The 24638-nt window shown below is 56.5% G+C and carries 21 protein-coding genes; 8 read left to right on the top strand and 13 right to left on the bottom strand.

Going from position 1 to position 24638, the window contains the following annotated elements; translation table 11 throughout:
* Nucleotides 1–12: 12 nt before the first annotated feature.
* The gene (locus tag Q9R35_RS03755; RefSeq protein ID WP_252605065.1) at nt 13–885 is read right to left on the bottom strand and encodes a M23 family metallopeptidase; all 873 of its coding nucleotides are present in this window, start codon (nt 883–885) and stop codon (nt 13–15) included.
* A gap of 70 nt (nt 886–955) precedes the next feature.
* The gene (locus Q9R35_RS03750) at nt 956–2914 is read right to left on the bottom strand and encodes a SurA N-terminal domain-containing protein (RefSeq protein ID WP_252605066.1); all 1959 of its coding nucleotides are present in this window, start codon (nt 2912–2914) and stop codon (nt 956–958) included.
* 170 nt (nt 2915–3084) lie between these two features.
* Here Q9R35_RS03750 and ugpQ point away from each other — a divergent pair, with 170 nt between their 5' ends.
* Together ugpQ and Q9R35_RS03740 are read left to right on the top strand one after the other, a co-directional pair.
* Nucleotides 3085–3831 (top strand): glycerophosphodiester phosphodiesterase, encoded by a 747-nt coding sequence (gene ugpQ, locus Q9R35_RS03745; RefSeq protein WP_311219454.1) that lies wholly within the window; start codon nt 3085–3087, stop codon nt 3829–3831.
* Between the two features lie 25 nt (nt 3832–3856).
* Nucleotides 3857–4711, top strand: coding sequence for a 23S rRNA (adenine(2030)-N(6))-methyltransferase RlmJ (locus tag Q9R35_RS03740; protein WP_009457117.1), 855 nt, complete (start codon nt 3857–3859; stop codon nt 4709–4711).
* Between the two features lie 15 nt (nt 4712–4726).
* Here the strand turns inward: Q9R35_RS03740 and Q9R35_RS03735 are convergent, their stop codons facing one another.
* Entirely contained in the window at nt 4727–5461 is a 735-nt protein-coding gene (locus tag Q9R35_RS03735; protein ID WP_009457119.1) for a pseudouridine synthase, read from the bottom strand.
* Nucleotides 5462–5497: 36 nt separating this feature from the next.
* Between Q9R35_RS03735 and Q9R35_RS03730 the strand changes: the two genes are divergently transcribed.
* Nucleotides 5498–6073, top strand: a complete 576-nt coding sequence (locus tag Q9R35_RS03730) for a chorismate lyase (RefSeq protein ID WP_063690430.1) — start codon at nt 5498–5500, stop codon at nt 6071–6073.
* Nucleotides 6074–6123: 50 nt separating this feature from the next.
* Nucleotides 6124–7332 (top strand): MFS transporter, encoded by a 1209-nt coding sequence (locus tag Q9R35_RS03725; RefSeq protein WP_063690432.1) that lies wholly within the window; start codon nt 6124–6126, stop codon nt 7330–7332.
* Nucleotides 7333–7420: 88 nt separating this feature from the next.
* Here the strand turns inward: Q9R35_RS03725 and Q9R35_RS03720 are convergent, their stop codons facing one another.
* Genes Q9R35_RS03720 through Q9R35_RS03710 form a run of 3 tightly spaced genes read right to left on the bottom strand, consistent with a single transcriptional unit; the run spans nt 7421 to nt 9982 of the window.
* Nucleotides 7421–8263 (bottom strand): aldo/keto reductase, encoded by an 843-nt coding sequence (locus tag Q9R35_RS03720; protein WP_311219354.1) that lies wholly within the window; start codon nt 8261–8263, stop codon nt 7421–7423.
* 50 nt (nt 8264–8313) lie between these two features.
* Nucleotides 8314–8652 (bottom strand): P-II family nitrogen regulator, encoded by a 339-nt coding sequence (locus Q9R35_RS03715; protein WP_003799650.1) that lies wholly within the window; start codon nt 8650–8652, stop codon nt 8314–8316.
* A 19-nt stretch (nt 8653–8671) separates the two neighbouring features.
* Entirely contained in the window at nt 8672–9982 is a 1311-nt protein-coding gene (locus Q9R35_RS03710; protein WP_009462068.1) for a mechanosensitive ion channel family protein, read from the bottom strand.
* A 145-nt stretch (nt 9983–10127) separates the two neighbouring features.
* Here Q9R35_RS03710 and argH point away from each other — a divergent pair, with 145 nt between their 5' ends.
* Both argH and Q9R35_RS03700 read left to right on the top strand, forming a co-directional pair.
* Entirely contained in the window at nt 10128–11549 is a 1422-nt protein-coding gene (gene argH / locus Q9R35_RS03705) for an argininosuccinate lyase (RefSeq protein ID WP_199264680.1), read from the top strand.
* A gap of 431 nt (nt 11550–11980) precedes the next feature.
* On the top strand, nt 11981–13075 hold the full coding sequence (locus Q9R35_RS03700; RefSeq protein ID WP_311219353.1) for a DUF6516 family protein: 1095 nt from the start codon (nt 11981–11983) through the stop codon (nt 13073–13075).
* Nucleotides 13076–13476: 401 nt separating this feature from the next.
* Here Q9R35_RS03700 and Q9R35_RS03695 read toward each other — a convergent pair whose 3' ends face one another.
* Together Q9R35_RS03695 and Q9R35_RS03690 are read right to left on the bottom strand one after the other, a co-directional pair.
* Entirely contained in the window at nt 13477–15927 is a 2451-nt protein-coding gene (locus tag Q9R35_RS03695; RefSeq protein WP_042480947.1) for a penicillin G acylase, read from the bottom strand.
* A gap of 154 nt (nt 15928–16081) precedes the next feature.
* On the bottom strand, nt 16082–17494 hold the full coding sequence (locus Q9R35_RS03690; RefSeq protein WP_311219352.1) for an FAD-binding oxidoreductase: 1413 nt from the start codon (nt 17492–17494) through the stop codon (nt 16082–16084).
* Nucleotides 17495–17722: 228 nt separating this feature from the next.
* On the opposite strand from Q9R35_RS03690, the gene Q9R35_RS03685 reads away from it, so the two are divergent.
* Nucleotides 17723–18391, top strand: coding sequence for a TetR/AcrR family transcriptional regulator C-terminal domain-containing protein (locus Q9R35_RS03685; RefSeq protein ID WP_311219351.1), 669 nt, complete (start codon nt 17723–17725; stop codon nt 18389–18391).
* A gap of 320 nt (nt 18392–18711) precedes the next feature.
* Here the strand turns inward: Q9R35_RS03685 and rlmD are convergent, their stop codons facing one another.
* The 4 genes from rlmD to surE form a co-directional block, all read right to left on the bottom strand.
* Nucleotides 18712–20022: a 23S rRNA (uracil(1939)-C(5))-methyltransferase RlmD gene (gene rlmD / locus Q9R35_RS03680; RefSeq protein ID WP_311219350.1), complete on the bottom strand. Its 1311-nt coding sequence runs from the start codon at nt 20020–20022 to the stop codon at nt 18712–18714.
* Nucleotides 20023–20319: 297 nt separating this feature from the next.
* Nucleotides 20320–21144 carry a peptidoglycan DD-metalloendopeptidase family protein gene (locus Q9R35_RS03675; RefSeq protein ID WP_042480959.1) on the bottom strand — a complete coding sequence of 275 codons (825 nt, stop codon included), beginning with the start codon at nt 21142–21144 and terminating at the stop codon, nt 20320–20322.
* Nucleotides 21145–21167: 23 nt separating this feature from the next.
* Nucleotides 21168–21992, bottom strand: coding sequence for a protein-L-isoaspartate(D-aspartate) O-methyltransferase (locus tag Q9R35_RS03670; RefSeq protein ID WP_042480963.1), 825 nt, complete (start codon nt 21990–21992; stop codon nt 21168–21170).
* Complete coding sequence (gene surE, locus Q9R35_RS03665) at nt 21989–22729, bottom strand: 5'/3'-nucleotidase SurE (RefSeq protein WP_042480966.1); 741 nt, start codon at nt 22727–22729, stop codon at nt 21989–21991. Before surE ends, Q9R35_RS03670 begins: the two co-directional genes overlap by 4 nt.
* 114 nt (nt 22730–22843) lie before the next feature.
* Between surE and plsY the strand changes: the two genes are divergently transcribed.
* Complete coding sequence (gene plsY / locus Q9R35_RS03660; protein WP_045929950.1) at nt 22844–23485, top strand: glycerol-3-phosphate 1-O-acyltransferase PlsY; 642 nt, start codon at nt 22844–22846, stop codon at nt 23483–23485.
* A 3-nt stretch (nt 23486–23488) separates the two neighbouring features.
* Here plsY and tsaD read toward each other — a convergent pair whose 3' ends face one another.
* Nucleotides 23489–24547 (bottom strand): tRNA (adenosine(37)-N6)-threonylcarbamoyltransferase complex transferase subunit TsaD, encoded by a 1059-nt coding sequence (gene tsaD, locus Q9R35_RS03655; RefSeq protein WP_162090428.1) that lies wholly within the window; start codon nt 24545–24547, stop codon nt 23489–23491.
* Between the last annotated feature and the right edge of the window lie 91 nt (nt 24548–24638).

The raw sequence follows: 24638 nt of genomic DNA, 5'->3' as shown, positions 1-24638 counted from the left end.
TGCAGGGCCTGCCTAGGCCTGGAATGCACCAATAAAGATAGCGGGGTCCACCCGTGCGTTATTCAGACTGACGTTCCAGTGCAAATGAGGGCCAGTCGCACGGCCCGTTGCGCCGGAACGCGCCACCACATCGCCCCTACTGACACGATCTCCCACGCGCACATCAAAAGCCGACAAGTGACAGAACATGGTGATCAGGCCCTGACCATGATCCACAAATACGGTTTTACCGTTAAAGAAGTAATCCGCCACGATGGTGACAATCCCGTCAGCAGGCACTTTGACCGCCGTGCCGGTAGGTGCAGCGAAATCCAAACCCGAATGCGGGTTACGCTCTTCACCATTGAAAAAACGACGTAGACCAAACGGACTGGTCAGGCGACCCGGTACCGGCTTTTCAAAGACCACATTGCTGGGGCCTTCTGTGCGGAAGCTGGCATATGCCTGCATCTGCTCCTCGTATTCGCGCTCAAAACGGGCCTGCTGTTGCGGGTCCGGATTCACATGTGACTTGTTTTTCAGGGTGATGCGCTGCTCGCGGTAACGCTTGCTGCCAACTTGAAACGCCACGCCCGACTGTCCTTGCACCGAAAGGCTATGCGGGCCTGGCTGAGTTTTCAGATCCAGTCCGACAATCGCTTTCCAGCGCTGATCAGCATCCTGAATCACCAGCACACGGTTGCCATTGAAGTGCACCACAGGCGCTGAGCCACCCGCCCCCAGGTCCAGCACCGCCACCCCGCCCGGCACAGGGCGATGCAAGGTGCGCTCGATAAAGGTGCCCTGCTCAGGCGCAGCATAGGCCAAGTACGGTGCCGTCAGGCCCCAAACAGTTGCGGCGCCTAAAAGGCGCCGCCGTACCAGGGAAATATCAGTGTGATTCATCAGAATGCTCTTTGAAAAACACCCCTGGAGCCTGCTGGCTCCAGGGTTACGGGCTCTGATTCAAGCCGCTTTATTCATTTTCGCCTGTGGAGGTCAACTCTTTCTCTGCTTCTGGCAGAATCTGAACCTTCTCTTCCACACGCATGGCTTGCAGAACGGCCTGGGTCTCGGTGCGGGCCATGGCTTGGGTCAACTGTGCTGTCAGCATGTCCAGACCAGGGTTGCCGGACTTGCCGGGCTCATGGCTCAGAATCTGCACCACGGTGTAGCCCTGGGGCTGGCGATCACCCACATAGGCAGGCAACTTGTCCACGGGGTTGGCCAGAACCTTGTTCAGCAAGGCTTCGTCCATCTCGGGGAATTCCGCACGGCTCACGGCAAACTGGGCCGAGAAGTCCTCAGGCTCGGTACCGGCTTGCAGCTGCTTCAAGTAGTCCTCACCGGCTTGAACCGCCAAGGCAGCCGCTTTTTCACGGCGCAGGTTTTCCTCAGCGATAGTGCGTACTTTATCCAGTGCAGGCACATGAGCCTCGGTAACGTCGGTTACGCGCAGGGCAATCAAGGTATCAGGCGACACTTCTACAACGCCTGCATTCTTGCGCGAAGCCAGAGTTTCGGCATTGAACAAGGCTTGGCGAACACGGCTGTCATCCAGCACGGCTGCATCAGGGCTCTTGGCGGCGGCCAGATCACCTTCAACTTGCGAAGCAGGAATCAAACCTTGTCGGCTGATGCCTTCAGCCTGCTTCAGAGTCAGACCCAAGGCATTGGCGGCGGCTTCCAGATTGTCTTCGTTGTCGTAAACCAGATTGGTCAGCTTGCTGGCCATATCGGCAAAGCGCTCGGAAGCCAGCTGCTTGCGCACTTCGTCCTGCACCTTGCTGCGGGCTTGCTCAAAGGACTCGCCTTGCTCGGGCTGAACTTCGTTGCTCTTGAAAATATGGAAACCGTTGGGGCCTTCGATCACACCCGATACATCACCTTTTTTCAAAGCAAATACAGCGCTTTCCAGCACGGACGGCCAGGAGCCTTTGCTGATCCAGCCCAGCTCGCCACCTTCACGGGCGCTACCCTCGTCCTGGGAGTTGGCACGGGCCAGGTCGGCAAAGCCTTCTTTATTGGCCTGAGCTTTTTCAGCCAGTTCGCGAGCCTTGGTCTGGGCCGCTTCACGTTCGGTATCGGAGGCACCGGCAGGCAATGTCACCAGAATGTGGCTGATGTTCACACGGCCAGCCTGCACGTAACGAGCCTTGTTTTGCTCGTAGTATTGCTTGAGCTGATCGTCGGTAGGTGTCGCCAGATCTTTGGAGGCCGCCGCTTCATTCAGCAGCAGGTATTCCACTTTGACTTGCTGGGGCAGTTCCAGCGATTGCTTGTTGGCGTCATACCAGGCCTGCAGATCGGCATCGCTGATCTGAACCTTGGATTCGAAATCACGGGTCAGGAAGCTGCGTGTGCGTACACCGCGCTCTTCGGTCAGGGCGATTTCCAGCTTGTTCATCACGCTGGGCAGCATGGAGGAGCTGGCAGCCACGGGACCGAGCACGCGTTGCAAGGCCATCTGGCCGCGCTGGCTTTGCTCGAAGTCACGGGTATTGATGCCGGCCGAAGCCAGGACCTGGCTGTAAAGGGCGGGCGAGAAAGAACCGTTTTCCTGAAATTCCGGCATCGTGGCGATGTAGTCGCGCAGGGCAATGTCGGAAACGTTGAAGCGAGCGGCAGTAGCCACTTCGATTTGTACACGCTGATCAATCAAGGATTCCAGCAATGCACGACGGCTTTCCAGGCTGTCGGCCTGGGCCAGATCAAAACCGGAAGGATTGTTGCGCTGCATATCGTCCAGCTGCATGCGGCGCGCACGATCAAATTCCTGGGACGTAATGGCGCTATCGCCAACTTTGACAATATCGCTATCGCCAGAAACGTAGCTGGAGTAGCCGCTGACGCCAATCAATACAAAAGACGGCAAAATCAGCACTAACAGGACCAGCTGCATGACGCGTTGGTTCTTACGGATAATCTCGAACATTAATCATCACCTACTTTCGCTTGCAGCAGGGCGCTGCGGGTGGCGCATCAGGCCGGTGAGCCGGCTCGGCCTGAAAATATACCGTATATGAAAACCGTACAGTGTACAGCCCCGGTTAAAATAGTACATTGGCTTTTTATCACGCCTCTTGCGAGTCCGCCATGTCTTCAATGAATCATCACTGGCCCTACCCTGCTTTGATCGCCCACCGCGGCGCCGGCAAGATTGCCCCGGAGAACACCCTGGCCGCCATTCGGGTTGGTGCCCAGAACGGTTTTCGCATGATGGAGTACGACGTCAAACTGAGCCGTGATGCGGTTCCTGTGCTGCTGCACGATGACGATCTGGACCGCACGTCCAATGGGCAGGGCATGGCCTCCAGGCTGACTTTGGCCGAGCTCTCTGCCCTGGACTTTGGCGCCTGGCATTCCTCGGCCTACGCCGGCGAGCCCATCCCCACATTAAGTTCGATAGCCGCCTTTACCCTGGCCAATCAGGTTCACAGCAATATCGAAATCAAGCCTACGACCGGGGACGAAGCCGAAACGGGGCGACAGGTTGCTCTGGCGGCCCAGGCGTTGTGGGCACAGGCCAGCTTGCCGCCCCTGCTATCATCCTTTTCCGAAGTGGCCTTGGAAGCGGCACAACAAGCCGTCCCTACCCTGCCCCGCGCCCTGCTGATTGAAGAAGAGGTTCCGGCAGACTGGCCCGAACGTCTGGAGCGCCTGGGCTGCATGGGTCTGAATTTGAACGACCGCTTCGTCACCCAGGCCTTGGTTCAGGAAATTCGGCAAAAAGGCTATACCGTGGCTGTCTGGACCGTGAACGATGCCGAGCGGGTGCGTGAGCTGCTGGATTGGGGATGCAATGGCATCTTCACGGATAAAGTCACCACCATTCGTCCCGACACTCTTTAATTAAACCGCAACACCAGGATTTCTCTTGTTCAGTTACCGTCACGCCTTTCATGCTGGCAATCACGCGGATGTGCTCAAGCACGCGACCTTGCTGCATATCTTTAATTACTACGCTCAAAAAGACAGCGCCTTCAGCATCATCGATACCCACTGCGGTGCCGGTATCTATGATCTGGAGCACGACTGGGCGCAAACCAAGGGCGAGTTCTACGACGGCCTGGACCGGGTCTTGCAGCAAGACGACTACCCGGAGCTGGTGGAACACTATATTGATGCCATTGCCGACCTGAACCCGGACGGCACCGCGCGCTACTACCCCGGTTCCCCCTGGCTGGCACTGGAGCGCTTGCGCACGCAAGACAGCTTTCACGGCTTTGAACTGCACCCGTCCGAATTTGAAGTTCTGAGCGATAACGTGGCGCAGTTGTTCCCCCAGGGCAACCGTCGGGTGCGTCTGTATCCGGAAAATGGGTTTGAACAGTTGGGCCGCTTGCTACCGCCGCCGTCACGACGTGCCATCGTGGTGATGGACCCCTCTTACGAGGCCAAATCCGACTACCAGCAGGTCTTGAACAGCGTGAAAAACGCCCTCAAGCGCTTTGCTCAAGCCTGTATCGTCGTGTGGTATCCCATTGTGCAGCGGCCCGAAGTACAGGCCTTGCAACGCAAGCTGGAGCAACTGGATACGCCCTGGCTGCATGTCAGCCTGTCGGTTCGTGCTCCGGCCAAAAATGGGTTGGGTTTGCATGGCAGTGGCCTGTTCATCAGCAATCCTCCCTGGACGCTGCTCAAGGCTCTGGAACAAAGCATGCCGTGGTTAACAAAAACGCTGGCCCAGGATGACAAGGCCAGCTTTCAACTTCGTCACTCGGGGCTGTAAGCCGCCCCTTTGCCTTTAGGCCAGGCTCTCGGATTCTTTCATGTAGCGCCACTGGCCCATAGGCAGGTCGCCCAGCACCAGATCGCCAATACGCACGCGCTTCAGACCCACAACCTTCAGACCGACCAGTTCACACATGCGGCGAATCTGGCGTTTCTTGCCTTCGCGCAGGATAAAACGCAGCTGGTCATCGTTCTGCCAGGACACTTGGGCTGGCAGCAAGGGCTTACCGTCCAGGCTCAAACCAAAGTTCAGCAGTTCCAGGCCACGCTCGCTCAGCTTGCCGGTTACACGCACCAGATATTCCTTGTCGATGACCGAGTCTTCACCAATAATCTGCCGCGCAATACGACCATCCTGAGTCAGAATCAGCAATCCGGTGGAGTCGATATCCAGACGACCAGCCGGCGCCAGACCACGCAAATGCGCCGGATCAAAGCGCTGGCTGCCGCGACCACCCTTGTACTGCGTGGAAGCGCCGATCAGGGAAACCGCATTGCGATAACCAGCTTCGGCTTGCCCCGACACATAGCCCACGGGCTTGTGCAGCAAAATAGTGGCACGTTGGGTCTGACGCTGACGCGCTTGTTTTTCCAGTGTGATTTTCTGATTGGGGTAGGCTTTGCTCCCCAGTTCAGAGACGATTTGACCGTCCACACGAACCCAGCCGCGCTCGATGAAAGCATCCGCCTCACGGCGTGAACACATGCCGCGCTGGGCCATTAATTTTGAGATACGTTCTTTTTCCATGAGCGCTATTTTATGGCTTTGGCGATAATACAGGACATGAAATTTCCCTCCAGCACAAAAAAACCCTGGCATGAGCAGGTTCACCCCTCTGCCACCCCCGCTCAAAAGTACTGGCTACACCGTCCCGGCGCCCTGACCGCCGGTCTGCGCCGCTTGGGCAAAGTCGATCTGGAAGTGGTCAGCGAATACGCTTGCCGCTTGAACCCGCAAGAAGCCGCTTTGATTCAAAAGCCGCCAGGCACGCTGGCCTGGATACGCGAGGTGTCCATGGCAGTGGACGGAATCCGCTGCGTGATTGCCCGCAGTTTCACCCCCCTGCCCGCCTCACACAGCGTCTGGCAAGGCATACGGCGGCTGCGTAGCCGTCCGCTGGCCGACATGCTGTATAACGATGCCCAGATACAACGCTCCGCCTTTCTAAGCTGCCGTCTGAACCGCGGCATGAGCTTTTTTCGCACGATTGAACGCGCTCTGGACCCCAGTGGCGAGCCGGTTCCGCAAGCTCAGCAGATTTTGTCGCGTTGTTCCGTCTTCTGGCGCCACGGTCAACCCCTCTTGGTAGCCGAATCCTTTATGCCTGCCTTCTGGGCACGCGGTGCTACACTGGTTTAGCCAAAATTCAGCATTAACTAATAAAACAAAGTTATATACCGAGACCAGCCATGTCCACGCACGCCGATCCAAGCCGCCGCAACGCCTTTATTCTTTCTGGAATGCAAGCACTGGGCGGGGCCAATCCGGCTTTGGTAGTAGCGCTCAGCAGTCTGGTCGGCCAGAAGATGGCCAGCAGCCCGGACCTGGCGACCTTGCCCGTGGGTATTTTCAACCTGGGTCTGGCGGTAGGCATTTTGCCCGCCGCCTATCTGATGCGCCGCTTGGGACGCCAGGGTGGCTACATCATCGGTGCCTTGCTGGGCATAGGGGCGGGCCTGCTGGCCGCCGCCGGGATCTACAGCCTGTCCTTTGTCATGTTCTGTGTGGGCACTCTGCTGGCCGGGCTGTATGCCTCTTACGTACAAAGCTATCGCTTTGCCGCAGCCGATGACGCCAGTGATACCTTCCGGCCCAAGGCCATTTCCTGGGTCATGGCCGGGGGGCTGCTGGGCGCGATTATCGCCACCCAGACCATTATCCATACGCAGGATATCTGGCCAGAGCACCCTTTTGCCGCCGCCTTCTTGGCACAAGCAGCCTTGGCAGCCCTGGTCCTGCCCTTCGCCTTTAGCCTGCGCCTGGCGCCGGGCACACGGAATCAGCAAGAGAAAATCCCCTACACCGGACGTCCCCTGCGCGAGATTGCCTCCAACAGTTACTTCATTATTGCGCTCCTGGCCGGAGTCGCTTCCTATGTGCTGATGAACTTTCTGATGACGGCTTCGCCCTTGGCCATGGTCATGCACGGCCATAGCCTGAAAGAGTCCACCTTGGGGATTCAGTGGCATATTCTGGCCATGTTTGGCCCCAGCTTCTTTACCGGCAACCTGATCAAGCGCTTTGGCAAGATCCCCGTCACCTTTGCGGGCGTGCTCTTGTTGGGACTGGCCAGCATTGTGGCGCTGCTGGGCATGACGGTGCCGCACTTCTGGGTCAGCCTGATCTTGCTGGGTCTGGGCTGGAACTTTGGTTTTATCGGTGCCACCAATATGGTGGTGGACTGCTACCGCCCCGAAGAGCGTGGCCGTGTGCAGGCTTTGAATGACTTCATCATCTTTACCTGTGTAGCCTTGTCCTCCTTCACCTCGGGCCGTGTGCTGGCTGTGTATGGCTGGTACGGCGTCAATACCTGGACGCTGCCGATCTCGGCAGTGGTGATGCTGGCTTTGGCCTGGCTGTACTTCAAGAACAAGCGTCAGCCCTACTTCGCCACTTAAGCAAAGCTACTGCCGCAAAGCGACGGCTCATGGAAAACGGCCCCAAAACCTGGATTAATCCAAAGCTTTGGGGCCGTTCTTCTTGCGTTCAAATCATCGGCAAATACGCCGGCTTGGGTCCGCGTGGAAACTGGGCATCCAGTGCCTGAATATGCTCGGGCTGCAATATCAGATCCCCAGCAGCCGCATTTTGCTGGGCATGAGCCGCACGCGATGCCTTGGGAATCACAAACACATGGGGATCACGCAGCAAAAAGGCCAAAGCCACTTGGCGTGCGGTGGCCTGATAGTGGCTGGCAATCTCGGCCAGCAAGGCCCCGCCTTCAGAATCCGGCTCGGGGAAATCGTCATGACCGAAGGGACTGTACGCCACCACGCTGACTTGACGCTCCTGACACCAGGGCATGACCGCGTGTTCAATCGCGCGCTCGTTCAGGTGATACAAGACCTGATTGCAGGCAATTTCACCCGGCCCCACGATGTCGTACAGCTCTTCCAGATCCGGCACATCAAAATTGCTGACGCCCCATTGCTTGATCTTGCCTTGCTGAACTAGCCTGTCAAAGGCTGCGCAGGTTTCTTCCAAAGGAACCTGACCGGGCCAGTGCAATAAATACAGATCCAGGTAGTCCGTACCCAGACGCTTCAGGCTGGCCTCGCAAGCGCGGATTACACCCTGACGGCTGGCATTGAAGGGCAAGACCTTGGACACCAGAAACGCCTCGTGCCGACGACCTTGCAGGGCCTGACCGATCAAGGTTTCTGCTTGCCCGTCACCATACATCTCGGCGGTGTCGATATGGTTCATGCCAGCGTCCAGCCCGGCCTGAAACGCGGCCACGCTCTGCGCCCAATCGGCCTGCTCCACATACCAACTGCCTTGGCCCACCCGCGAAACACGTGGTGCCGACCCTAGTTTTTCATATCGCATCAGCTTGTCCTTCCATAACTACTGTCCAAACCAGCCCAACTGCGACCCCCTTACAAGGCGTCGCGACCGCTCTCCGAAGTACGGATACGGATAGCCTGCTCGACAGGCGTCACAAAAATCTTGCCGTCGCCAATCTTGCCCGTGTGGGCGGCTTTGATAATGGCTTCGATGATCGCGTCACAGCGATCAGCCGCCACCACGATGTCAACACGAATCTTGGGCAGAAAATCCACCACATATTCGGCACCGCGATACAGCTCGGTATGCCCCTTTTGACGACCAAAGCCTTTCACTTCAGTCACGGTCAAGCCATTAACGTCCAGCTCTGCCAGGGCTTCGCGAACTTCATCCAGCTTGAAGGGTTTGATGATGGCCGTAATTTGTTTCATGGTTACTCGCACGTCAAATTTAAAGAGGATCTTTGGCAGCGCCCGGCAAGGACGGACGATGACTTTCTGCTGCCAGACTCAAGCCCAGGCTCAAGTCGCGACCGGTAGGCGACTGGAACAGACGCAAGCCAAGCTCAGGCAGCACAGCCAGAATGTGGTCAAAAATATCGCCCTGGATGCGCTCGTGGTCCACCCAGGCGGTTTTATTGGTAAAGCAATACACCTCGATAGGAATACCGTCCGCCGTGGGCTCCATCATGCGCACCATCTGAATCATGTCCTGATGAATTTCAGGGTGACGCTTGATATAAGCCATGCAGTAAGCGCGGAAGGTGCCCAGGTTGGTCAGGCGACGGTAATTGACCGCATCCAGACCGGCACGGCTCAGCTCCTGGTTGGAGCGCTCCAGATCTTCTTTTTTCTCGTTCAGGTAATCGCGCAACAAGGCAAAGCGCGACAGGCTATCGACTTCTGTTGGAGTCAAAAATCGAACGCTGGAGGCATCGATGCTCAGGGTGCGCTTGATACGACGGCCGCCCGATTCAAACATCTGACGCCAGTTGCGATAGCTCTCGGAGAACAGCTTGTAGGTGGGAATGGTGGTGACGGTCTTGTCCCAGTTCTGGACCTTGACCGTGTGCAGCGCCATATCAATGACAAAGCCATCCGCCCCGGCCTGCTTCATCTCGATCCAGTCACCGATGCGCAACATATCGTTGGTACTCATCTGCGTGCTGGCCACCAGCGACAGCAAGGTGTCTTTAAAGACCAGCAAGAGCACCGCCGACAAGGCACCCAGACCGGAGAGCAGCAGAACGGGGGATTGATCCAGAATGATGGAGATCATGACAATAATGCCAATCGCCCACACCGCTATCTTGGCCACTTCCACATAGCCCTTGATGGACTTGGTACGCCCCTTGCTGGAGTTGGCGTAGACCTCTTGCCACGCCCCCAGCAGGCTGACAATCGCCATGATGAGAAAGACCAGAAAGCCCAGCAAGGCCACCCGCTCTATGATTTCCAGCAAAGTCTTGGCCAGGGGCAGCAAGGTCAGATTGGAGCTGACCACCAGCAAGGGCACGGCATAGCCCACATTGCGCACAAAGCGCTTCTTGACCAGGGCACGCGCCCAATCGTCCTTGCCCGCCACTTTCAGCAAGCGCCGCACCAGACGTGAGAGCACGGAACTGGTCAACCAGCTGACAATCCAGACCAGCACCGTCAGCATGGCCAAACCGGCCAAAATCTGTACCCAGCGATCCTGCGGTAAATACGCTTCGATCCATTGCCATCCCAACAAATCGGCAAAGGTGCGTTCTTGCTCCATGTATTCTTCCTTGTCCAGCCAGCCCCAAAAAGGACCCGCATGGTTTCCTAGAGTCTGAAAACTATCTAATATACTGCACAGCGTCTGTTTCCTGCGGGACTGGATGACCTGCGTCAGCCCGTCCGATCCACTATAATTGCCCTCTATGTCATCAAACACCCCCTCCTCTTCCCAAGACCAGTTCGCCAATAAGGCCATGGCCTGGTCGGCTCGCTTTTCCGAGCCCGTCTCTGACCTCGTCAAACGCTACACAGCGTCGGTGGACTTTGACAAGCGCATGGCCCGCTTTGATATTCAGGGTTCCCTGGCCCACGCCAGCATGCTGGCTGCCGTCGGTGTGATCACCGAGCAGGACAAGGCCGACATTGAACGCGGCATGAGCCAGATTCTGGACGAAATCGCCCAAGGCCAGTTCCAGTGGTTGCTGGATCTGGAAGACGTGCACCTGAACATTGAAAAACGTCTGGTCGAGCTGATTGGCGATGCGGGCAAGCGCCTGCACACCGGCCGTTCGCGCAATGACCAGGTCGCCACCGATATCCGCCTGTGGCTGCGCAATGAAATCGACATTGCCCTGGACCTGCTGGCCCAGATGCAGCGCAAGCTGGCTGAGTTGGCACTGGCTCAGGCAGACACTATTTTGCCCGGTTTCACCCACCTGCAAGTGGCACAGCCCGTTACTTTTGGCCACCATTTGCTGGCCTACGCCGAAATGTTCCAGCGCGATGCCGAGCGTCTTCAAGACTGCCGCAAGCGCGTGAACCGCCTGCCATTGGGCGCGGCCGCTCTGGCCGGTACCAGCTACCCCATCGACCGTGAAATGGTTGCCAAGCTGCTGGATTTTGACGATGTGTGCCGCAACTCGCTGGACGCTGTGTCGGACCGCGACTTCGCCATCGAATTCTGCGCCGCTGCCGCCCTGATCATGACGCACATCTCCCGCTTCTCCGAGGAGCTGGTGCTGTGGATGAGCCCACGCGTGGGCTTTATTGATCTGGCTGACCGCTTTTGCACCGGCAGCTCCATCATGCCGCAAAAGAAAAACCCTGACGTTCCCGAGCTGGCCCGTGGCAAGACCGGTCGCGTCAATGGTCACCTGATTGCCCTGCTGACTTTGATGAAAGGCCAACCGCTGGCCTACAACAAGGACAATCAGGAAGACAAGGAAGGTCTGTTCGATTCGGCTGATACCATTCGCGACACCCTGACCATTTTTGTAGACCTGATCTCCGGTATCAAGGTCAAGCCTGAAGCCATGCGTGCTGCTGCGCTGCAAGGCTTTGCGACCGCTACTGATCTGGCTGATTACCTGGTCAAGAAAGGCCTGCCTTTCCGTGATGCCCACGAAACCGTGGCTTTGGCTGTGCGTGAATGTGAACAGTTGGGTTGCGACCTGGCCGATCTGAACCTGGAGCAGCTGCAAAAGTTCGATAGCCGCATTGAGTCGGATATTTTTGGCGTGCTGACCCTGGAAGGCTCGGTTGCTTCGCGCAAACACATCGGCGGCACCGCCCCCGAGCGTGTGCGTATCGAAGCACAGCGTATTCTGGATCGTACTCAAGGCTGATAAGAGCTTCGGCTGAAAGCAGAAAAAGCCGCTCCTGTTCTAGGAGCGGCTTTTTTATAGGTATCGAATCAAATTTGATCTGTCGTGTTCTGTCAGTTGCGTTAGGGTAGGGCTGGAACTGCTGCTGTCGGCCAGAAGCGATCAGTCAAAAACACCAGGCTATTTCGTACCAGCATTAAACTCACCCCCGCTTAAAATGGCGTTCCTGCAACCGGCATTCTTATTTCAATCTTCCCCGTGTCGCTTACCTTGCCTAATCCCGCCGCATTGATGCTAGCCGCCCCTAAGATCGCAAGAGATTTTCCTCATCGCTTTTTTCTCGCATTTTGTGGTTTGAGACCAGGCTCGTTAACGCTCCTTCTGTTAGTTATTGGAAAGCAATATTGCGAGCAGCTAAAGCTGCGATATTTTTAGGGAATAGGAGTTTTGGGATGGATAACGATCAACAATGGAAACTGTTCAATATAGACTCACTACTCGCAGAGATTGATGGGCCGCAGCCCGATGCATCAACCATGGATCTCTATGTTGCTGCCCTGTCGTATAAAAATTTTGACTTCATAAAACGGCGACTACCTTTTGTCGTTGAAAGCGTTACCTACGACCTTGAGGCCTGGCGAAAGCTAGTTGCCGCTGCGCCCCAGAAGTATTGGATTCAAAGAAACCAGGAAGGGGTGGTGATCTACCCGCAGACAGACCACTGCGGCTGTCTGCGGAGTTATCGCTATCGGGGAGGCTTCCCTAGCTTCAAATCGCTGTCTTCCGAGTGGGTTACGATTGCCGACTGCCGAACCCTTTACAACATACTCGACACAGCTGCTGCGAAAGCTGTTTACGATGCTTGGTACAAGTGGATGAACGTGAGCACCCGTGAAGCGACCGATCTGGCTGATGGACGATTCGAAAACACTACCGTTGCTAAGTCGTTTATTTTATCCAGTATGGGTCAGTGCCTTGCCTGTAAAGCTCCTGCTGTAGCTAGCGCAAGAACCACGATTTCCAGCATTCCAGGGAAAGGTACTCTTATCCAATTGCCACTTTGTACAAAACATATTGAGGAGGCAAAAGAGCAACCCAGTGTGCTTAGATTTCTAGGTACGTTGTTCTCACTTTCGATCGATATCCCCAATTTCGACCGGAGTGAATCGATCCCGGATCAGTTAATCCCTCACTTGCATACGATGGTCGCCGACGAACTCGGGGGTATAGCGACTAAAGCCGAGAATCGTGAGCGAGGTTGGCATCTCACTATCCAATTATCTAAAGGTTGGTATTGGCTGCTACGCCTGAACTCGCTGATGGATTACTCCTACATGCTGTTCAGCCCCGATGAGAAAAAACAGGTCTATCGAGCAGACTCCGCTCCGCATCATCCCGACCTTCCCTTCCCCCCTCACCACGAGCACTCTCGGCCAGGGAAGAAAAAGGACGTCCTTTCACCAAGCTTTCTATACGGCAATCCGTTTTTTGACTTCAAGCGACTGCGCGATGTGGGTGACGAATGCATGAAAAAGCAGTGTAACTAATCTGCATGGCCCAGAATTAATGATTGCTACCCGCAGAAAGGCTCTGAACGGTTTGCAATGCTGGGGATGCTCCCATGCGATTAGCATTGAAAGCCTGCTCATCAACCTCTGATCCCTGAACACAAAGGTTTCACAAACTGTAAACGCATGAACTTCCGCTTCGGGTCGTTTTCTGCCCGATAGATCTGCTAGCGTCTGTCAAATCAACCTGAGTCAATACATTTACCGCTTCGAGCTACTTCCACTCCTGCCTGCCCGGATTTGCAGCTTAGACTTCGTACTCAGCCTCACTGCTGATACTGGCAAGCTGCCTTTACTAACTACATCGCCTGACCTGCTAAACCCTCCAGCAACGATCGAAGAAGCGGCACCGCCTCAAAGTGCAGGTGCCGCACTCAACGTTAAGGCTGAGGCTGAATCAACAGCATCGTGCTGGTTTGCGCATTACGACGAATGTCCGTATGTGTCACATCCATGGTTTTGCACTCGAAGTTCTCGTACAACTTCAGCTGATCCTCGTAATGCGGGCTGCGGACACCATTACGGTCGGTGAAACCGCTTTGGCCGGGCGGCATGGCATCGCAGAACTCCACGCCCTTGGCATCAAACACCACCCGATTGTTTTCTGTGCCTCGGTTCTGATAGCCGGTAAAGGAAAAGGTATTGCCCGACGTCGTTTGCGGCGTTCCCGTGAAGTTCTTGTCACTGAAGCGATGCACCGAGGTCGGCATGGTCCAGCGCTCCATCTGAGCACCCTGCTCCTGGCTCAAGCGGGCCTGCGCATTTTGCAAAGCTGTGTGCATGATTTCCTGAGAAGAGCGCTCACCAAAGACATTCACACGCTTGGGATCAGGATGGGCTTCCAGGGCCAAGGCACGCAACAGAACCTTGGTGCCCATGCTCAAGTTGATCGAACCGGGGTTGGGGCCTTGCTGCGTGGCAAAACCGGTCTGGCTATACATGGCGCGATGCGATTCAGGCACCACCGGCATCAGGACCTGCTTGTACATTTCTTCCAGCCAGGTCTTGAACAGCACCCGTGCCGATCCGGCATTTTGTCCAGCTTGATCGTGTTCCATGCCATCCCAGGCCAGCAAGGTCTTCAACGCCGCCTGACCAGCATCATTGGCAGGCAGACTTTGCGCCAGCTTTTCCAGATGTGGTCGGAAATAGCGCCAGTTCACATCGCTATAGGACGCCTTTTTATTGAACTCCCAGATCTCCTGCACGCTATGGACGTCCTTGTCCTGATACTGGCTGGTCAACTCGTTCATGCGGTCGCCATAGGTCCAGTAGTAAGTATCCGTATTGGTCTTATCCGGCGCAGGCTTGTTGTTCCAGTTGACCAGATAGCCCTGGGGCGGATTGTAGGCTTTGGGAATCGAGTCGAAGCTCTTGATGCCCTGCCACTCCATGCTGCCGTCCCCTTTGGCTGGCACGCGGATGTCCTGATCGGCCGGACGCTGGGGCAGGAAGGCCGGCGAGACATAGCCGATATTGCCGTGCTTGTCAGCGTAGTACCAGTTAATGGAAATCGCCATCTTGCTGGCTTGATCCAGAAACTCCGTCCAGTTGCGAGCCTTGGCCACGTTCAACCAGGCCAGCAAGGACTGCACCTCATAACCATCCCAGCTGCGTTTCTTGCTGTAAGCCGCGCCCTGTTCATAATCAAACTGCATCACGGGGCCGTGTACGGTGCGCCAGATCGTCATTTCACGATCAGCCTGACCACGCACCTGGATGCGCTCCTTGCGTTGCTCCATCGTGCGCCAGGCATTGTTGAACCAATACTGATCGGCACGCGCCGGATTCAGTTTCTCCTGGTACATATCCACCACGTCCTGAGGACCAGCAGTTGCCCCCCAGGCAATTTCACTATTGGTACCGAACAGAACAATTGGATAAGCAAACGGTGTATTGCCCACCACATCAAAGCCCGCACCATGCAGACCGATACCGTAGGTGTAGGCCGGGTTGTACCAGCCAAACTGCGGGCCGTTGATCAGAACCGTAGAGCCATCCTGAACGCGCTCAGGACGAGTGCTCCACAGATTACTGGCTTTGGGTGCAAAGTCCGGGCCACGACCGCCCCAGTGCTTGTCCTGACGCTCCAGCTCGGCAGCCAGAACTTGTGAAGAAACATGGGCCAGATTCTGCGTCCCTGCTCGCGCCTGTGGCTTGTGCTCGGCAGCGGGGGCCGGAACCGTAGTGGGGGCGGTCGTGTCATTGATCCACAGCAGCTCATCAAACAAGGCACGGCCACGTTCCGGGCCGTGCTGTTTTTCCAGAGACTGACGCATGGCCAATGCCGTCACTTCCAGATTCGTGTCGGAGAAGCGGTTGGCCATGGAGCCCACCCAGATCATGACCACATCAAAGTCGGTCAGCGGCTCGGGCTGGAAATCAAAATCCACATATTCTTTGGGCAGCAGTTCAGGACGACGGCGTACCTGCTCCAGATAGGCGTTATAGCCATCGGCATAGCCACGGAAAATGTCGCGCTCGTCCTTGGACAAGGCCGCGATCTGCCGCTGTATGGAGGCGGGTGTGAAGTTCTGCCGTACCTGCATGTCGTACTTGACGTAGACATCCTGATCGCCAGGGCCCAGGACGGCGGCGGTTGTGCCTACAAAGGAGCGACGCGCCATATCCATCTGGAACAGACGGTCTTGGGCGACCGCATAACCATAGCCGTAATACAAGCCATAGTGGCTGTCGGCAAAGACGTGCGGCACGCCATAGCTGTCACGCATCACCTCTACCGACTGCACCTGCGCGTGGGCTGGTGCCCACGCCAAACCCAAGATCAAACCAGCGGCCGCAACCCCGGTACGAACAAGCCCTTTCTGCATATCTGTCCCTTGTTTTTATGATACTGAAAATTCTTATGAACCTAAAATATTGAAGCCAATACAAATAGGAAATCACAATGTAAAGCAATCAGGATCGAAAACAAGTAAGGGCTTGCCCTAGTCAGCGCTGCTGAACAGGGGCTTGAAAACGGACTTAGAAAGACACCAGACGACCGGGGTTCACCGCGCTCATCATGCCTATCGCGGCCTTGACCACGGGGATCGCCAGACCCGATAACTGATGGCCCAGAGGAATGCTGCGGTGGGTAATGTCCGTCAACATAGCGAAATCCTCGTTGCGGCCCGTCACATCATCACTAATGGCTTTACCAATACGCACGGTTTGCGCCACGCCGTGACCACTCCAGCCATGCACCATGTACACGGGAACGGTGTCCTCGGTCTTGCGCGAGTCGGTTGCCCCGTTCAGGGTGAAATCACTGATCCCGCTCCAGGAAAAGTCCAGCTGCACCTGCTCCAGCTGTGGGAAAACCGTCTGGATACGATCCAGCAAGTAGTCATTGATACGTTCAGGGGACCAACTGGTGCCGGTGCCCTGCCCGCCAAACAGCAAACGGTTTTGACGCACGGCGCGGTAATAGTCGATCTGGAATTGCGTGTCATACACCGCTCGGTCTGTTGGCAGAAGCTCGCTGACCGGGCACTGCAGCGGCTCGGTCACACCCACATAGGTATAGAACGGGACGGTGGTATTGGACTGCGTGGGCAAAAACTGTGAGGTTGTGTCATGCACGGCCAGCACCAAGGCCTGACGCGCCAGAATCGTGCCACCGGGGGTGATGGCCAAAGCACCTTTTTCTGTCTGCTCGATCTCCTCGACCGGGCTGCCTTCATACACTCGACCACCATGCTGAACCAGGCCGTAAACCAGTCCGCGCAGCAGCGCCAAGGGATGCAGTTGACCACCCAAGGTATCCACCACGGCACCGTGATACAGCGGCGAGCGGATTTCCTGCTCCAGCTCGTAGCTACCCACAATTTCCACACTGGTATCACCCAGGTAGCGGCGGGCATCCGCCCCCTCTACCAGAGCACCCATATGGCCTGCATGAACGGCAGCCGTCAAATGCCCACGACGGCGATCAAAATCCAGCCCGTAATCCTGAGCAATCTGATCGAGCAGATCCATGGCTTCATGCGAGGCAAAGCGCCACAAGCGACGGGCCTCATCCAAAGGCAGATGGGCAATCATGTCTGCGGCTTCCCAACGGGCCAGGCCAGGGGTCAGCTGACCGCCATTTCGGCCGGACGCAGCGGAGCCAATACTGTCTTTTTCCACCAGCACCACGTCCAGACCGGAGCGGGCCAAGTGCAAGGCTGTCGAGGCACCCAACAAACCACCACCTACAACCAGCACATCACATTGCGTGTCGGCTTGCAGAGGATCAAAGCGGTTCCAGGGGGCAAGCGATGCTTCGTAATACGTCGCGGGCGCGACGGCTTCGTTCAGACGATCTTTTCGCCAGTTCCACAATCGGGGATTACTGACCAGCAAGCTCTCTGCGCTGGAAACATCGTTTAAAAGAGTGGGTTTAGAAATAAGCATAAATGTCCTGTGTCTGTCACGGCCTGCTGGCCGCCTGGATCACAGAGCGGAATGCTCCGGTGACGCCCCGTCAACGCGGCGTTCCGTTCTGTCTCGTTATCAACACCACGCTGTAAAAACGGGGTGGAACGATCTTCTTCTACGCTGTAGAATTAATTTATTCTACTCTGTAGAGTTAAACTTGGCAAATCTGCCCTTTCCCCTATCTGGTTCGACAAAGGAACTCTATTGGCCCAAGCACCCGCCACGCGCACACGCAAACTGAATAAGGACGAGCTGGTCATCGCCGCCGTCACCTTGATGGAGGAAGCCGGAGACAGCGGCTTTTCCTTACGTAAACTGGGGGAGCGAGTGGGCTGCGACCCAATGGCTGTGCTGTATCACTTCAAGTCCAAGGAAGGCTTGCTGCGCGCGATGGCGGATTATTTGACGGGCCGCATTCAGGCCGTGGATACGGGTCTGTCATGGACAGAGCGTTTGTATGAATTGGCCCGACAGTATCGTGAGCTGGCCTTGGGCCACCCACAGACTTTTCAGCAAATGCAGCGTTTTCTAAATACCGGCAAAGCTGACTATCTGGTTCTTGAGCAGGTATACCGAGCCTTGCGCGATGGCGGTTTGAGCGATGCCGAAATCCCCGCCGCCTGTGTGGGCTGGTACGCCGCCCTCTACGGCTTGATTCAAGGAGAACTGGGCGGACTGATACGGCCAGTGACCGAGGAAGAGTTGAAGGAACTGGAACAATGGCCTGCCGAGGACGTACCCATGCTGCGCCAGATTCTGCCCCGCTTTGTGCACCTGCAGTCCGAGCAGGTATTCAAGATGATGATGGAGCTGATACACGATGGCTTGATTGCCCATGCTGGTAAAGCAGCGACGACTGCCACCAAGCGGTAAAACCAGCAACGGACCGAATCAAACACACAAACCCAATCAGCCTGCCTAGCCTTCAAACATTGTGATAAAGAGCATATAGCTGCCTGCGGGCTTGGCAAGGGCACGGACTGGCTCATGCCCACATCTCAAGAAAAGCACCTGAACGCGACTGATCCTTCAGCCAGCCTTTAAAACGTGATACCACCGAAATGGTCGGGATTGAAGGCAACAGCACCTTGGGCGAACGAGCTGACAAAGCCCCCAGGAAAAACAAAACGCCCCGCAAACTGGAACCCTGTCCAATTTGCGGGGCGTTTTATATCAAGCCTGCCTAGCTGTACTTAGCGCGTAAAGACGGCAATCGACTCCACGTGCGCTGTGTGCGGGAACATATTCACCACACCGGCCGATTCCAGCGTGTAACCACCCTGGTGAACCAATACACCGGCGTCACGAGCCAGCGTGCCTGGGCTACAGGACACATAAACCAGACGCTCGGGACGTTCGTGCTTTTCCAGTTGCGCCAAAGCGGTGGCCACAGCGAAGGCACCATCGCGCGGCGGGTCGATCAACATGCGGTCGAAATGCCCCAGGTCACGCAGCCATTGCACGTCCACTTCAAACAGGTTCAGGGTAGTAAATTTCGCCTTGTCCTGCAGGTTGTGGGCCAAGGCCGCTTCACCGGCACGTTCGGTCAAGGTGCTGCTGCCTTCAATCCCGACCACTTCGGCGGCGCGGCGTGCCAGCGGCAGGCTGAAGTTACCCAGACCACAGAACAGGTCAGCCACCCGATGCTCGGGTTTGAGGTCCAGCAAGGTCAGGGCTCGCGAAATCAAGCTGCGGTTAATGTCGTGGTTCACCTGCGTAAAGTCCGTAGGACGATACGGCATGCGCAAATCAAACTCTGGCAGTGCGTAGGCCAGCTTGTCCGCATCTTCGCGCAGCAAGGGGTGCGCCGTTTCCGGGCCCTTGGGCTGCAACCACCAGCTGATGTCGTGCTCCTGCCCGAAATCCTGCAAACGCTGGATATCCTCGCTGGTCAGCGGCTCCATATGACGCAAGGTCAAGGTTGTGATCTTGTCGCCCATGGCTAGTTCGATCTGCGGCAGGCGATCGGGGCGGGACAAGCCAGCCAGACAGGAACGCAAGGGTTCCAGCAAGGCAGAAACCTTGGCGGGCAGCACTCGACATTCCGTCATGTCCACCACATAGCGGCCATTCTTTTCACGGAAACCGACCAGCACCCCACCCTTTTTAGGCACGTAGCGCATGGAGAAACGGGCGCGATAACGGTAGCCCCAGTAAGGGCCGTGCAAGGGCGCCAGCACGCGGCCTGGCTGAACCTTGCCGATATGGCCCAGAGAATCTTCCAGCACACGTTGCTTGACGGCAACCTGGGCCGAAGGCTCCAGGTGCTGCATGGCACAGCCGCCACAGACACCGAAGTTGGGACAGGGAGGCTCGGCACGCTGCGACGAGGCTTTCAACAAAGCCGTCATGCGAGCTTTATCGTAGGAATCCTTGGAGCGCACCGTCTCGGCCAGCACTTCTTCGCCGGGCAAGGCACCTTCCACAAACACCACTTTGCCCTCTTTATGGGCGACGCCGCGTCCTTCCAGATCCAGCGATTCAATTAACAATACGTCAGACATTCGATAAAAACCTAAATAAGCGTCCTGCCAAGCAGAATGGCGCAGTTGCATTGCTTCAAACGATGGCGAATCGCTGATTTTACAATGAGCATTCGGCACAACGGGTAAAAACAAACAGAACGCGGCAATAGCAGTTCCGCAGCGCGACTAAACTCAGTATGCCGGGACCGTCCGACAGGCATGGCTTCCAAGCTGGCAGCGCAATCTGCATTAACACAGTCATTGCGCTGGGCAGCCTCAAACACAACACACAAAAAAAGCGGCCAGAAGCCGCTTTTTTTAGTCCAGATACCGAGCTTATCGCGTAGGCAGGTAGGAGATCGGATTGACCGGCGTACCGGAACGACGAATCTCAAAATGCAGCCGTGGCGAGGTGGTGTCGGACTGCCCCAGATCGGCAATACGCTGTCCCTTCTTCACCTGCTGGCCCGTTTTAACGTGCAAGACACTGTTATGAGCGTAGGCAGTGATAAAACCATTGCTGTGGCCGACCAGAACCATGGAACCTAAACCGCGCACACCGTTACCGGCATACATGATCTTGCCATCCGCAGCGGCAACCACGGGATCGCCAACCTTGCCTTCAATATCAATACCCTTGGTTGAGGCATTGAAACCCTGGATGATCTTGCCACTGGCAGGCCAGCCCCAGGCGATCAGGGCAGCGTCACTGGCGCGAGGCGCGGACACGGGCGTTTCAGTCTTGACCGGAGTGGCCGGGCTGACGGGCGAGGTCTGTGTGCCACCGCTACCGGCTGGGCGAGTGTTGACTGCCGCCATCGAGGTATTGCCATCCAGACGCAAGGTTTGACCCACGCGCAGCATGGAAGGATCGGTAATCTGGTTCAACTGGATCAGCGAGTTCACGTCCATGCCGTGCGCCTGGGCGATTTTGTACAGCGTATCGCCAGGACGGACCACATAGGTACCCGTCGCAGTGCTGACGCTGCCCGCCGCCGAAGAAGAACTCAGGTCAGTGACTGGGGCACGCTCGTTACGGCTTGCACAACCAGCCAGCAGGGTACTGGTGACCACAGCCGCCACCAGGCACTGACGGGGCGTCAAGAACCACTGTGTACCGGTGGAAGCAGCGGTTAACGGTAACCTGACTGCATGCTGCATATAAATCTCCTGAGAATATCTGACTAAATCTGGGTTCCGGCTCGCATCGGCACGAAGCGAACCGCATCAAGTTCTTCACGACGCCACGTGGCCTGTCCGGTGCGTTCCACCAAAACCAGGCGCTGTTGTGTCGTACCTTCGGGGGCAATCAGTCGCCCCCCCAATGTTAATTGTTCCAACAGGCTTCTAGGGATGACCGGACCGGCTGCCGCCACAACAATAGCATCATACGGGGCTGCCGCAGGGTAACCTTGCATTCCGTCACCAAACATTATTCGAGCACGTTGCGACAGGCCTAGTTGACGCATGTGATCGCGGGCCATGTCGCACAAACCTTTGATACGTTCTACCGCATACACTTCTTTGACTAATTGTGCCAAAACAGCGGCCTGATAACCACATCCGGCACCGACTTCCAACACTTTATTCGGTATTTTCTGGTCACACACCAGGCTGATCATGTGGGCCACAACCCAAGGCTGGGAGATGGTCTGCGCAAAGCCAATGGGCAAGGCATCATCTTCATAGGCTCGGCTGGCCAAACCCTGATCAACAAACTGATGGCGCGGCACTGCCTGCATGGCCGCCAGCACTCTTTCGTCGGTAATTCCCTGTCGGCGCAAGCGCTCGATCATCATGCCACGCGAGCGTTCCGAGTTCAAACCCAGGTTGACACTTGTTGACACTTGCGGTGACAAACCGACCGACGGTGTCGGTTGTAACTGGCCCCGTTGCACAATGCGCGTATTGCTGTTGCTGGCAGACAGACCACTGCCCAGGCTGGACTTGCCAAACCGGTTTCGTGTGCCGTCCGCAAAGGGGTAGCGCTTGCCTGGTTTACTTGTCATTGCACCCAGTCCCGCAAACCAGCCAGTTGCTCGTGATTCGTCAAATCAGCCCGCAAGGGCGTGATCGACACGGCACCACTGTCCACCGCACCAAAATCCGTTCCCTGCTCGCTATCGGATACCCCGCCTACTCGGCCAATCCAGTACACAGGCTCGCCATAAGGCGTCTGACTTTTCACGACCGGCTCCGAGGGGTGGCGCTTGCCCAGACGCGTCACCTGCATACCTGTCAGGGCTTCATACGGCAGGCATGGAATGTTCACGTTCAGCAGGGTGTTGGCCGCCAGCGGCTGTTTCTGACAACGCTGCACCAGATCGCGTGCTACGCGCGCCGCACTATCCAGGTTTTTCCAGCCCCGTTCGATCAGGGAAAACGCAATCGCGGGAATCCCGAACAAATGGCCTTCCATCGCGGCAGCAACCGTACCCGAATACAGGGTGTCATCGCCCATATTGGCGCCATTATTGATGCCGGACACAATCAGATCAGGGCGAAAATCCAGCAAGCCAGTCAGCGCCACGTGCACACAATCGGACGGTGTACCATTCACAAAATAAAAACCATTGCTGGCCTGGCGCAGCGACAAGGGACGATTCAAGGTCAGGGAATTGCTGGCACCGCTGCAATTGGTCTCAGGTGCAATGACAGTCAGCTCGCCCAGTCCTTGCAAGGCTTCATACAAAGCCTCGATACCGGCTGCTGTATAGCCATCATCGTTGGAGACCAGAATACGCATGCTTACTTTTCCGTTAAAAATCTAACAGGGGCAGCAAATTGTACCCGCTGCCTTTGGTATTTTGCTGCAAGGCCGGTAGAATCCGCGCAACAATAATTGTGGAGCTCAATCCTCATGAACGCCGTTTCTTTTGCTGTGGCTGCACCGCTTGTCGCCCTCTTGTCCTACTTGCTGGGATCCTTGCCGTTTGCCGTAATCGTCAGCAAGATCATGGGCTTGCAGGACCCTCGAACCTTTGGTTCGAAAAATCCGGGAGCCACTAATGTACTACGTAGCGGCAATAAAAAAGCAGCCATTCTGACCTTGTTGGGCGATGCCTTCAAAGGCTGGCTGGCTGTCTTTCTGACCCAACAGGCCATCAGCAACTGGGGCTGGGCACCCACTTTACTGGGTGTCAGCGCCTTTTTTGCCTTTTTAGGCCACTTGTACCCGGTCTTTCTGGGCTTTAAAGGTGGCAAGGGCGTGGCAACCGCACTCGGCGTCATCCTGGCCCTGCTGCCCTGGCTGGCTCTGGCCACCGCAGCCACCTGGCTGATTATCGCCTATGTCAGCCGCTACTCCTCGCTGGCGGCCATCATCAGTGCCGTATTCGCCCCCTTGTTTTACCTGCTCGGTGCCAAGGTGGTCTGGCCCATGAATGCCTCTATTGCCACCGCCCTGGTCCTGATCAGTGCCTTCTTGCTGTGGCGTCACCAGGAAAACATTCGTCGTCTGATGACGGGCAAAGAAAGCAAGATCGGTTCCAAGAAAAAATGAGTGCTAGCGCTCTTGCTGGGAGACAGGCTGATTCACACAGGCCAGATCCCAGCGGGGCCGAATGGCAAAGCCGTGCTGGCTGTCATCCAAAGTCACCAGACCGTGCTTGACGCGCATGGCCGCCGCAAACGCAATCATGGCGCCGTTATCGGTACAGAATTCCAGCGGCGGAAAAAACACCTCGCCCTTCAAACGCGCGACGGCTTTTTGTAAATAAGCCCGCAAGTGACGGTTGGCCCCCACACCGCCGGCCACTACCAGACGTTTCAAGCCGGTTTGCTTCAAGGCTTTGACGGCTTTGGCAGCCAGCACATCCACAATGGCAGCCTCGGTCGCGGCGGCCAGATCAGCGCGTTGCTGTTCCGTAATGCCGCCCTCTTGCGCTTCCAGCTTGCGCAAACGCGTCAGCACGGCGGTTTTCAGACCGCTGAAGCTGAAATCCAGATCCTTGCTGTGCATCATGGGACGCGGCAATTCGTACACGCTGGGGTCACCCTGTTCGGCCAGACGCGACAAGGCCGGGCCGCCGGGATAGCCCAGGCCCATCAGCTTGGCGCTTTTATCAAAGGCTTCGCCCGCCGCATCGTCCAGCGTTTCACCCAGCAACTCGTACTGACCCACACCATCCACGCGCATCAATTGCGTATGACCGCCCGAGACCAGCAAGGCCACAAAAGGAAACTCGGGACGCGGCTCGGCCAACAAGGGCGAGAGCAAATGGCCTTCCAGGTGATGGATGGCAATGGTCGGTTTCTTCAGCGACCAGGCAATCGACTGCGCCACACTGGCTCCCACCAGCAAGGCCCCGGCCAGGCCAGGACCGGCGGTATAGGCAATGGCATCGACCTGATCAAGCTGCATATTGCACGAAGCCAACACCTGACGAGTCAACGGCAAGACACGACGGATATGATCGCGAGAGGCCAGTTCGGGCACCACCCCACCGTATTCACGGTGCATGGCAATCTGGCTGTGCAAGGCATGGGCCAACAAGCCCTGTTCCGTGCTGACCAGCGCCACGCCGGTTTCATCGCAGGAACTTTCAAATCCAAGAATATTCATGGGGCTTATTTTAGCCTGCTGTATTGGGGAAAATAGGAATTTATCCCCTCAAGACAAACGGCGGATAGTGTCAAGGTTGTGCCGATACATC

The sequence above is a fragment of the Alcaligenes sp. AB3 genome, assembly GCF_031844565.1.
Classification (GTDB): Bacteria; Pseudomonadota; Gammaproteobacteria; order Burkholderiales; family Burkholderiaceae_B; genus Alcaligenes; species Alcaligenes faecalis.
Note: the sequence above shows the minus strand (reverse complement) of the source record. Positions and strands in the feature narration are given on the sequence as shown.